Source organism: Pseudoalteromonas sp. Z9A6 (assembly GCF_011378805.1).
Lineage (GTDB): Bacteria > Pseudomonadota > Gammaproteobacteria > Enterobacterales > Alteromonadaceae > Pseudoalteromonas > Pseudoalteromonas distincta.
Genome location: NZ_WTKZ01000055.1, coordinates 16,392 through 27,187 on the forward strand (window position 1 = coordinate 16,392; position 10,796 = coordinate 27,187).

At 39.5% G+C, this 10,796-nt stretch carries 11 protein-coding genes; 4 read left to right on the forward strand and 7 right to left on the reverse strand.

The window, feature by feature from the left end:
- Genes secB through GQR53_RS16590 form a run of 3 tightly spaced genes read right to left on the reverse strand, consistent with a single transcriptional unit; the run spans position 1 to position 1,241 of the window.
- The gene (gene secB, locus GQR53_RS16580; RefSeq protein ID WP_002957782.1) at positions 1 to 486 is read right to left on the reverse strand and encodes a protein-export chaperone SecB; all 486 of its coding nucleotides are present in this window, start codon (positions 484 to 486) and stop codon (positions 1 to 3) included.
- Positions 487 to 520: 34 nt separating this feature from the next.
- Positions 521 to 778 carry a glutaredoxin 3 gene (gene grxC, locus GQR53_RS16585; protein ID WP_002957783.1) on the reverse strand — a complete coding sequence of 86 codons (258 nt, stop codon included), beginning with the start codon at positions 776 to 778 and terminating at the stop codon, positions 521 to 523.
- 31 nt (positions 779 to 809) lie between these two features.
- Positions 810 to 1,241, reverse strand: coding sequence for a rhodanese-like domain-containing protein (locus GQR53_RS16590; protein ID WP_002957784.1), 432 nt, complete (start codon positions 1,239 to 1,241; stop codon positions 810 to 812).
- 338 nt (positions 1,242 to 1,579) lie between these two features.
- On the opposite strand from GQR53_RS16590, the gene gpmM reads away from it, so the two are divergent.
- From gpmM to GQR53_RS16610, 4 genes are read left to right on the forward strand one after another with little or no spacing between them, the layout of a single operon-like run.
- On the forward strand, positions 1,580 to 3,124 hold the full coding sequence (gpmM, locus tag GQR53_RS16595) for a 2,3-bisphosphoglycerate-independent phosphoglycerate mutase (protein ID WP_165744568.1): 1,545 nt from the start codon (positions 1,580 to 1,582) through the stop codon (positions 3,122 to 3,124).
- A gap of 3 nt (positions 3,125 to 3,127) precedes the next feature.
- A complete protein-coding gene (locus tag GQR53_RS16600; protein ID WP_165744570.1) occupies positions 3,128 to 4,267 on the forward strand; it encodes a peptidoglycan DD-metalloendopeptidase family protein in 1,140 nt (379 codons plus the stop codon).
- A gap of 34 nt (positions 4,268 to 4,301) precedes the next feature.
- Positions 4,302 to 5,567, forward strand: coding sequence for a S41 family peptidase (locus GQR53_RS16605; protein ID WP_165744572.1), 1,266 nt, complete (start codon positions 4,302 to 4,304; stop codon positions 5,565 to 5,567).
- A gap of 49 nt (positions 5,568 to 5,616) precedes the next feature.
- Positions 5,617 to 6,378: a divergent polysaccharide deacetylase family protein gene (locus GQR53_RS16610; protein ID WP_165744574.1), complete on the forward strand. Its 762-nt coding sequence runs from the start codon at positions 5,617 to 5,619 to the stop codon at positions 6,376 to 6,378.
- Between the two features lie 341 nt (positions 6,379 to 6,719).
- Here the strand turns inward: GQR53_RS16610 and rpoH are convergent, their stop codons facing one another.
- The 4 genes from rpoH to ftsY all read right to left on the reverse strand — a co-directional run.
- A complete protein-coding gene (gene rpoH, locus GQR53_RS16615) occupies positions 6,720 to 7,583 on the reverse strand; it encodes an RNA polymerase sigma factor RpoH (protein ID WP_002957791.1) in 864 nt (287 codons plus the stop codon).
- A gap of 314 nt (positions 7,584 to 7,897) precedes the next feature.
- Positions 7,898 to 8,884, reverse strand: a complete 987-nt coding sequence (gene ftsX / locus GQR53_RS16620; RefSeq protein WP_165744576.1) for a permease-like cell division protein FtsX — start codon at positions 8,882 to 8,884, stop codon at positions 7,898 to 7,900.
- Entirely contained in the window at positions 8,881 to 9,558 is a 678-nt protein-coding gene (gene ftsE / locus GQR53_RS16625; protein WP_002957793.1) for a cell division ATP-binding protein FtsE, read from the reverse strand. Before ftsE ends, ftsX begins: the two co-directional genes overlap by 4 nt.
- Positions 9,559 to 9,645: 87 nt before the next feature.
- A partial coding sequence (ftsY, locus tag GQR53_RS16630; protein ID WP_165744578.1) for a signal recognition particle-docking protein FtsY occupies positions 9,646 to 10,796 on the reverse strand: 1,151 nt, incomplete at its 5' end.

Here is a 10,796-nt window from a genome sequence, read left to right on the forward strand (position 1 = left end):
TTATGCGTCTGCTGAAGCCTGGTCAGCTTGCGCAGTACGTTGTTGCATGTATTGTGCAAATAACGCATCAAAATTAACTGGCGCAAGGTTAAGCTGTGGGAACGTACCACGATTAACAAGGTTTGAAACAGCTTCACGTGCATATGGAAATAATACGTTAGGACAAAATGCACCTAGCATGTGCGCAAGTTGCACTTCTTCAACTTCAGCAATAGTAAAAATACCTGCCTGTTGAATTTCACATAAGAACGCAGTTTCTTCACCAATAGATGCAGTTACAGTTAGCGCTAAAACAACTTCAAATACACCTTCGTCCAACTTGTTTGAGCGTGTATCTAGGTCTAGCTTAACTTCTGGCGTCCATTCTTTTTGAAAGATGGCCGGAGAGTTTGGCGTTTCAAACGATACATCTTTAGTGTAAATGCGTTGAATAGTAAATTGTGCGCCAGCTTCTGCAGCTGCTACGTTTTGATTTTCTTCGTTCATTGTTATTCCTAACTTGTTCGTTATTATAATTAAATTAAGCGTTTAGCTTAGCGTCAAGTTTGCCTTGCGCCTCAATAGCCATCATGTCGTCGCAGCCACCGATATGTTCATCATTAATAAAAATTTGCGGTACTGTGCTTGCACCACCTGCTTTGGCAATCATTTCATCGCGTAGCTCAGGCTGCACACCAATATCATAATTTGTGTATTCAACGCCTTTGCTGTTTAAAAGCGAAAGAGCACGCTGACAAAATGGACAATACGCCTTGGTGTATAAAACAACATTACTCATAATAAATCCTCTATCGGCCTAGCTAAACTGATTAGCGACCTGTTGTAGTTGGTAAGCTGGCAGATTGCCACGCACCCATGCCACCTGCTAATAAGTAAACTCGTTCAAAACCAGCTTTACTCATAGCGGCTGCAGTACCTTGGGCAGTCATACCTGTAGTACATACAACTATAATGGGTTTAGTCTTGTACTTTTCAAGGCTTGAAAAGTCAGATTTTTTCGCATTCTCTGGGCTTAAGTGCTCAGCACCAGAAATACGCCCTGCATTAAACTCTTTTTGCGCACGTATATCGATTACTTGACCGTCATCACGGTTAATAAGTAACGTAAGCTGCTGGGGATTTATTTGACGAACAGCTGAAAGCTTACTTTTTATCCAGCCACTAACAATAAGGAAAACAATACCAACCCAAGCAAGGCTTAAAATGGGATGATTTGTAATAAATTCAATATATTGATCCATTCTACTTCCACTATGAAATTATGTTTTAAAACGTGATGTTTTAAGTATTTTGTACTTTAGCCACGCAAGTATACCCAAACCAACCTAAAATGCGAGTTTAGGAGCACTTAGAGACGTTTAAAAAACGATAAAGCCCCCCATATATAGTTAACAGAACTCTGGATAATAAATCTATCTCAAGCAGAGTTCATGTTAGTCAATAAGGTATAAGTAAAAATATTTAATATCTTGTTTTCAATGCTGATCCTAGCTTAAAAACACGGTATGCTAAAACCACGCTAATAAACCTTTTTAGGTGCACAGTATCCATCAACAGATACTAATTTTCAGGAGCTATTATGACAGAGCATAAAAAACCACTGGTATTAATGATTTTAGACGGTTGGGGACACCGCGAAGATACGCAAAGTAATGCTATTCTTGCAGCTAACACACCTGTATTAGACAACTTATGGGCCACCCGCCCACACACATTAATATCTGCTTCGGGTTTAGATGTTGGTCTTCCTGATGGTCAAATGGGTAACTCAGAAGTTGGCCATGTAAACTTAGGTGCAGGGCGCATTGTGTATCAAGATTTTACCCGTATCACCAAAGCAATTAACGATGGCGAGTTTGATTCAACCCCAGCCTTAGTTGAAAACATAGACAAAGCAGTAAGTGCTGGTAAAGCGGTTCACATAATGGGTCTTTTAAGCCCAGGTGGTGTGCATAGCCACGAAGATCATATAGTTGCAAGTATCGAACTGGCGGCAAAACGTGGTGCTAAAGAAGTCTATTTCCATGCATTTTTAGATGGCCGTGACACACCTCCACGTAGCGCAAAAGCATCAATCGAACGAATTGAAGCGTTATTTAGTAAACTTAAGTGCGGACGTTTAGCATCACTTATTGGCCGTTACTACGCAATGGACAGAGACAACCGTTGGAACCGTGTAGAAAAAGCTTACAACGTAATGACGCTCGCCGAAGGCGACTTTAACTTTGATAATGGTGTTGAAGCACTTATTGCAGCGTACGAGCGCGACGAAAACGACGAGTTTGTAGCAGCTACGACTATTACGCCAACAGGTGCCACTCCGGCTTCAATAAACGATGGCGACACCGTTATTTTTGCTAACTTTAGAGCAGATAGAGCCCGCGAAATTACCCGCGCTTTTGTTGAGCCTGAATTTGATGGTTTTACTAAAAAAAGAACGCCAGAGCTTAGCGCATTTGTAATGATGACAGAGTATGCAGCCGATATAGACGCACCTGTTGCATTTGGACCTACACCACTAATAAACGTACTCGGTGAATGGTTTGAAAAAAATAATAAAACACAGCTTCGTATTTCAGAAACCGAAAAATACGCACACGTTACATTTTTCTTTAGTGGCGGACGTGAAAGCGAATTTAAAGGTGAAACACGCGAGCTAATTCCTTCGCCGCAAGTAGCAACCTACGACCTACAACCTGAAATGAACTCAGAAATGCTAACCGACAAACTAGTAGAAGCAATTAAAAGCGGTAAATACGATGCTATTATTTGTAACTACCCTAATGGCGATATGGTTGGTCACTCAGGTGTATTTGAAGCCGCTGTTAAAGCTTGTGAAGCTGTAGATAGCTGTATCGGACGTGTTGTTGATGCACTAGAAGAGTTTGGTGGTGAAGCACTAATTACAGCCGATCATGGTAATGCTGAGCAAATGGCTGATCTCAAAACAGGCCAAGCACATACTGCTCACACTAGCGAACCAGTGCATTTTATTTATGTTGGTCGCGATGCAGAGCCAATGCAAGGTAAAGCCTTAAGTGATGTAGCCCCAACAATGCTTCACTTAATGGGTATGGAGCAACCAAAAGAAATGACTGGTACGCCTATCATGATGTTGAAATAACACATGAGCAAACGTATTAACCGGTTAATTAAGTGCGGTTTGATACTAACTTCATTAGTGGCTGCATCTGCAGTTGCTAATGAAGATCGTACTAAAAAAGACTTATCAGAGGTTCAAAATGCACTTGAGCAAAGCCAAGCTGAATATAACGCCCAAAGAAAAAAAATAGCGTCGCTACAAAAAAATCTAAAAAGCCATGAACTCGATATAGCTAAAAACGCTAAAGCACTTAACATGGCAGAGCAATCCGTAAAAGAGACCAAAACACAGCAAAAAGAGTTACAAAGTAAAGCCGATGAGCTTGATAAAAAGCACACTCAGTTTCAGAAAATTTTAGCCGCGCAACTCAAAAGTGCCTATATGGCCGGTGGCGACGACTACTCTAAAATGCTGTTGAATCAAGAAGACACAGCCAAGTTTGAGCGCACACTTAGCTATTACAATTACTTAAATAAAGCCCGTATTGAACAAATCGAAGATCTAAAAGATCTTCAACAGCAAATAGTACAAAACCAAGAAGAGCTCGTTAAAACACAAGAAAAACTAGAGCTTTTATTTGATGAACAAAAAAGGCGCCAAACTGCATTACTTAATGCACAAAGTGAACGCCAAGCTAATCTTAAAAACTTACAAGCTCAGCTCAACAGCACTAAAAGCTCGATAAATTATTTAAAAGAAAACCAACAGACTTTAGTAACAACGATTAAAGAGCTCGAAAAAGAAAAAACACAAAAAATAGAATTACTTGGCCTAAATAAGAGTAAGGGCAAATTAGACTGGCCGAGCAAAGGCAAGTTAGAGCACACATTCGGCCAACGTAAACATGGTGGTATTGATTGGAAAGGCGTATTAATTGGTGCAAAAGAAGGCACTAATATTAATAGCGTGCAGAACGGGCAAGTTGTATTTGCCGATTGGCTAAAAGGTTATGGATGGGTAATTGTTGTAGACCATGGTGAAGGTTTTATGAGCCTATATGGCCACGCTCAAACGCTACTAAGAGATGTAGGGGATATGGTACGTGAAGGCGAAACCCTCGCTTTAGTAGGCCAAAGCGGCGGACAGGCAAGTTCTGGTCTATACTTTGAAATACGCCACAAAGGACGCGCAGTAAATCCTGTAAAATGGTGCAAACGTATTTAATTAGATAAATCGCTGCACCGCCTTGGAGCAGCTGATGACAACTAAAAAACACACAATAAATACCGTTAATAAAAAAAGTGCAGGCTTTTATATAAGCCTGTACTTACTTGTATTACTAACCCTAATTACCTTTACTAGTAATACACTAGCAAGCTCAATTAAAGATCTGAAAAGACAACAAATAGACGAAATACTCTTTAACATTCATACCTATTACGTTGAAGATCTCACCTTACAAAATAGCCACCATATTAAATATAACAACCAGCAGTTTGAGCGTTTATATTCAAAACTTGACTCCTATTCTAAGTACTTAAATGAGTATGAATTAGCCTCATTATTTGATAACACAAATGGTCGTTACACAGGTATTGGTATAGAAGTTAAGAACATAGACGAGAATATGACTATTGTTAACGTGGTTAATAATTCGCCCGCAAAAGCGGCAGGTATTTTACCAGGCGATATTATTGTAAGTGTAAACAACAACGCAGCCCAAAACCGTACTATCGACGAAGTAGCAACACTAATAAGAGACAGTAAATTTTCGAATATAGATATAATTGTAAATCGCGATAACAATAAAAACCCACTCACTTTTCATGTTACACGTCGCCAAATAAACCTCGAAAGTGTAACAAGCGAACTTTTAGATTTTGGAACTGGCTACATAGCTATCAATAACTTTTCTAACCACACATTACATGAAGTTGCACTACAAGTTGCCGCCCTGCAAAGCCATTTTGGCTACCCACTTAAAGGCTTAGTAATTGATTTACGTGATAACCCAGGGGGGGCATTACAAAGCGCAGTGGCTGTATCAGACCTATTTTTACAAAGTGGCACTATAGTGACGACTAAAGGACGTTTTTACGATGCTAACCAAGCATTTTATGCAAAGCGTGGAGACATTCTAAAAAATGCGCCCATAGTTGTGCTTATAAACGAAAATTCTGCCTCTGCAGCCGAAATACTTGCAGCAGCACTTAAAGATAATAACCGAGCAACCATTGTTGGCAGCCAATCTTTTGGGAAAGGCTCTGTACAATCACTCATTCCACTCGGTGATGGCAATACCGCATTAAAGCTCACCACAGCGAAATACTTCACACCGTTAGGTAAATCGATTGATGGAATAGGAATAACCCCGGATGTGGCGGTTAATCAAACAAACCTTTCACAAAGTAATAAAGCCGTTATAATAAAAAATGAACACACTAACAATAATGCGCAATTACTTACTGGTAATCTAACCGATTTACAGTTGGTTAAAGCAAAACAATTACTCAGCATGCAGTAGCTTGTATAAGCTGTTAAACAAAGCTAAAAAGATAATAAAAACTATAAACGTGAAAATAATAAAATGGCTAACATTAGTTATTTGTTTTAGCTCTGCAACAATTAGCGCCAAGCAAATAGCAATAGTGATAGACGATATAGGCTATCATCAACGGGACTTAGAGTTCCTTTCCTTACCTGGGCAATTGTCGTATTCAATTTTGCCCCATACCCCTTATTCGCAAATTTTTGTAACACTTGCCAGTCAATCAAATAAAGAGTTATTGCTTCATGTACCTATGCAAGCACTTAACGGTAAAGAACTAGGGCCTGGTGCGCTTACTTTAAATATGAATAAAGAGCAGCTTCAGCAAACTCTTGGAACCGCTCTCGCTAGTTTACCGCAAGTTAAAGGCGTTAATAACCACATGGGCTCAGCGCTTACGCAAAAAAGCCAAGCTATGAAGTGGACAATGGAAGTACTTAAAAAGCGTCATTTATATTTTTTAGATAGTCGCACAACCGATTTGAGTCAAGCACAAAATGCCGCTAACTTTTTGGGTGTTGCTAATATTAGTCGCCAAGTGTTTTTAGACAATATAACTACACCAGAACAACTGCAACTAAGGCTTGAAGAGTTAAAACAATTAGCCATTTCCCATAGCTTTGCCATTGCAATTGCTCATCCCTACCCTGAAACCATCGAATTTTTACGCTATGCCTTACCAGAGCTAACTAAGCAAGGTTTTGAACTCGTACCGGTTTCGCAATTAGTTGAACGTAAGTACATTCAGTTAGCGCATGCTGAGGGAAAAGGAGTGAGTGCTAGGTAATATAGCTTTAAATAATGCTATATCCGAATAATAAACTAATACCAATTCGCTTAATTAAGTGGTCTATTTTAAGGGCGGAAAAACGTGTTAATAGCTAGGCAAAAAATTCGCTATTTAGTTGCTCTAAATGAGAATTTTTTAACGCAGGTAGCGACACGTTTAGCCCCGTAAAATCATTAAGTATTATTGCGGATTGGTATAACCATTCAATAATGCAGAATATCGGTATTACTTAATTAGATATTTTATCGTTGGGTTTCGCTTCGCTCAAACCAACCTACTCAAAAGCAAAAAGCCCCGCATTTTCATGCAGGGCTTTTTAAATTTGCTGCTGAGCAATATCAGCTCATAGCGCTTTGTAACTTTTTCATCGCTGTTTTTTCAAGCTGACGAACACGCTCAGCAGATACACTATACTTTTGTGCAAGCTCCTGAAGGGTTGCTTTATCATCAGACAACCAACGTGCGCTAACAATATCTTGTGAACGTTCATCTAGTGTTTTAAGTGCGCTAAATAAACGAGTATGCGCTTGCTCTTTCCACTGCTCTTGTTCAACGTCGTCAGCTAAGTCTGCTGCGCCATCTGTTAAATACTGTACTGGAGAGTATGTACTTGTTGGTGCATCGTCGTTGTCGTCACCAGTTAGGTCAAAGCCCATGTCTTGGCCGCTCATGCGCGATTCCATTTCACGTACTTCTTTTTCACTCACACCTAGCTCGCTAGCAACAGTGCTAACCTCAGCTTGGTTGAACCAGCCTAAACGCTTTTTGTTTTTACGAAGATTAAAAAACAATTTACGTTGCGCTTTAGTGGTTGCAACTTTAACTATGCGCCAGTTTTTAAGAACAAACTCGTGAATTTCGGCTTTAATCCAATGCACTGCAAACGACACTAAACGTACACCCACTGTAGGGTCAAAACGTTTAACCGCTTTCATCAGGCCTATATTACCTTCTTGAATAAGGTCAGCTTGTGGTAAGCCGTATCCCGAGTAGCTTTTAGCAATATGTGCTACAAAGCGTAAATGCGACATAATGAGTTGCTTGGCAGCACTAAGATCACCTTCTTCCTGAAGTCTTTTAGCAAGTTCTTGCTCTTGTTCAACTTTAAGCATAGGAATAGTGCTTACCGCTTGAAGGTAACCGTCCATGCTTGCGCTTTGTTGTCCGACTGTAAGTGCCATTGCGTATAAATCTTTACTCATTTTTCACCTCGGTGATAAACATTTTAAACTATCTTAGCACTCTTTCTCTAAGAGTGCTAACCCCAATTTAAAACTTTTTAAAAGTATAAATCAAGCAGTTTTTAGTATGTGTTTAGTCTACTACAAGCGACTGAATAAGTGATGAATTGAGGGATTGCAGCCAATTAACCTAACCGCATCACCTTATTTACAACTCATTACTTTATGGGAGGATAGTACACAAATATGACAGTTTTAATAACGGGAGGTACAACCCAGTCCGATACGTTACGCATATCAAGCTGGGTTGGTTCACTTATAGTTTGCAGGGGTTTTTATACTTTATCGGGTTCTATTTCTTTAATATATCGATTTACAGAAAGGTACGATCCTACAAATCCTAAGCTTGTTGCTAGTAACACTAAAAAGCCGAGTTCATTAAGCGATAATCCTATTAACGAAAAACTTGTTTGATACACCCCCGCCACACTGCTCACTGCGCTTGAAAGCCACCACATCATCAAACCTACGCATATAAAGGCAAACAAACCACCTATTACACCATACCAAATACCGGTCCACAAAAATGGGGCATGTATAAAGGTGTTCGTTGCGCCTACTAGCTTCATTACTTGTATTTCTTCTTTTTTATCCATGATCGACAAACGAATGGTGTTACCAATAATAAGTGTCACTGAGGTAAGTAGTAATAATGCGATGGTTATTACACTTTCTTTAAGTAAATCTAGTAATGCATTTAAACGCTCTAACCAGGCTATATCGAGCTTACCAAAATCAACTTCACGTTCACTTTCTAATTTAGTTAGCAGTACTTTAGCGGCATTTGGGTGTCTGTGACGTTTTGTTGGAGTAACGAGCACCACATCCGGTAATGGATTTTTATCTAAATACTCCAAAGCTTGCCCAAAGCCAGATACGTCTTTAAATTCAGTTAATGCCTGTTGTTTTGAAATAAACTCAACACTTTCCACTTCTGGGTAAAGTGCTAAACGCTTTACTAATGTTTGCGTTTCTTGCTCGTTCATACTTTCTTTAACGAACAACGATATTTCACTCGCCTCTTCAAAGCCACTACTCACTTGCTGTACGTTTTTAACGACTAAGTAAAGTGTTGCAGGTAACGTTAGGCTCAAACCAAGTACAGCGATAGTCATCATAGATGCAAGCGGCGTGCGCCACATTTCACCTAAGCTATGCACACCTTGGCGAAAAATATTAATAATAAAAAAATAACTGCCAGCTAATACTGATTTTTTTTGCTTGTCATTACTATTTTGGCGACCTTTAAAAAGTAAACTCATAGTGCCCCCTCAGCAAGCGGGTCTTGAAGCATACGGCCATCTTTTAAGGTTAAGCTACGATACTTCATACGTGCAACCAAACCCAAATCATGCGTTGCGATAAGAACAGTGGTACCGTGTTTATTAAAGTCTTCAAACAACTTGAGTATTTCCATTGAAAGCTCTGGGTCAAGATTACCTGTTGGTTCATCAGCTAGTAAAATTGGTGGGGAGTTTACAATAGCTCTGGCAATACCAACACGTTGTTGCTCGCCTCCAGATAGCATTGAAGGATGACATTTCACTTTGTCAATTAGGCCTACCTTGTCAAGCGCGCCATGGACCCGTTTAGCTATTTGCTTATGGTGAGTCCCCTCAATAATGAGAGGTAATGCCACGTTATCAAAAATAGTATAGCGCTCTAATAACCTATGATTTTGAAAAATAATACCTATATCACGACGAGCATAAGGAATTTGACGCGAGTTTACTTTGTTTAAATCAACACCGTTGATAAATACACTACCTGCTGAAGGACGTTCCATTAAGCTAATTAACTTAAGTAACGTACTTTTACCCGCACCACTGTGGCCAGTTAAGAAGGCAAGTTCACCCGGTTTAATATGAAAATTAACTTTTTCGAGGGCGCGGTGCCCTCCAGGATAGGTCTTACTTACTTGCTGAAAATTTATCATCTTTTTATTATGCCAACTCCATTAACACATTAATGAAATTAGTATTCCTCGCAATTAAAAAGGGAGCTAGCTCCCTTTTTTGGTAAATTAAACGTCGTCCTCATCTTGGCTAAATAACGCATCAATAAAGTCATCGCTTTTAAAAGCGCGTAAATCATCAATACCTTCACCAACACCAATGTAACGAATTGGAATATTAAACTTATCTGCAACCGCAAAAATTACACCACCCTTTGCAGTTCCATCAAGTTTTGAAAGCGTAATACCAGTTAAACCAACACATTGATTAAACAGGTTTACTTGGCTAATTGCATTTTGCCCTGTGCCTGCATCGATAGTTAGCATCACCTCGTGCGGCGCATCAGGGTCAATTTTTTTCATTACACGGGCTATTTTTTCAAGTTCTTGCATTAAATTATCTTTATTTTGCAAGCGTCCAGCTGTATCAGCAATTAACACGTCTACATTACGTGCTTTTGCAGCTTGGAATGCATCAAACACAACTGATGCACTATCTGCACCTGTATGCTGGGCAATAACAGGGATGCTGTTACGTTCACCCCAAACCTGTAATTGCTCTACAGCTGCGGCTCTAAATGTATCACCAGCAGCAAGCATTACCGACTTACCTTCATTTTGAAATTGCTTTGCCATTTTACCAATAGTCGTTGTTTTACCAACACCATTTACGCCTACCATTAAAATAACAAACGGCTTTTTATCTTCGCTTATAACTAAAGGCTGTTCTGCCGTTTTAAGCATCGCAGCCATTTCTTGTTTCATTAACTCATAAAGCGCATCACCATCTTTTAACTGTTTACGGTTCGCTGCATCAGTTAAACGATCAATCAACTTCATGGTGGTATCAACACCTAAATCGGCGGTGAGTAATTGAGTTTCAAGATCTTCAAATAATTCGTCGTCTATTTTTTTTCCACTAAAAATAGACGCAAAACCAGAACCTATATTAACGCGAGTCTTTAACAAGCCTTTTTTAAGACGAGAGAAAAACCCTTCTTTTTTTGGCTTTTCGGCTTTTTTAGCTTCTTCAATTGCAAGTTCTGCTGTGATACGTTCTTGTTCTAAACGCTCATTTTCTGCTTCTTCAGCTGCAATACGTGCTTGCTCTAAACGCTCATTTTCTGCTTTTTCAGCTGCAAGGCGTTCTTGCTCTAAACGCTCATTTTCTACTTCTTCAGCTGCAATACGTTCTTGCTCTAAACGCTCATTTTCTGCTT

Coding starts and splice junctions, on each gene's coding strand:
- gpmM (WP_165744568.1), top strand. CDS start 1,580: ATGACAGAGCATAAAAAACCACTGGTATTAATGATTTTAGACGGTTGG.
- GQR53_RS16590 (WP_002957784.1), bottom strand. CDS start 1,241: ATGGATCAATATATTGAATTTATTACAAATCATCCCATTTTAAGCCTT.
- ftsX (WP_165744576.1), bottom strand. CDS start 8,884: ATGAGTTTACTTTTTAAAGGTCGCCAAAATAGTAATGACAAGCAAAAA.
- GQR53_RS16600 (WP_165744570.1), top strand. CDS start 3,128: ATGAGCAAACGTATTAACCGGTTAATTAAGTGCGGTTTGATACTAACT.
- GQR53_RS16605 (WP_165744572.1), top strand. CDS start 4,302: ATGACAACTAAAAAACACACAATAAATACCGTTAATAAAAAAAGTGCA.
- rpoH (WP_002957791.1), bottom strand. CDS start 7,583: ATGAGTAAAGATTTATACGCAATGGCACTTACAGTCGGACAACAAAGC.
- grxC (WP_002957783.1), bottom strand. CDS start 778: ATGAGTAATGTTGTTTTATACACCAAGGCGTATTGTCCATTTTGTCAG.
- secB (WP_002957782.1), bottom strand. CDS start 486: ATGAACGAAGAAAATCAAAACGTAGCAGCTGCAGAAGCTGGCGCACAA.
- ftsE (WP_002957793.1), bottom strand. CDS start 9,558: ATGATAAATTTTCAGCAAGTAAGTAAGACCTATCCTGGAGGGCACCGC.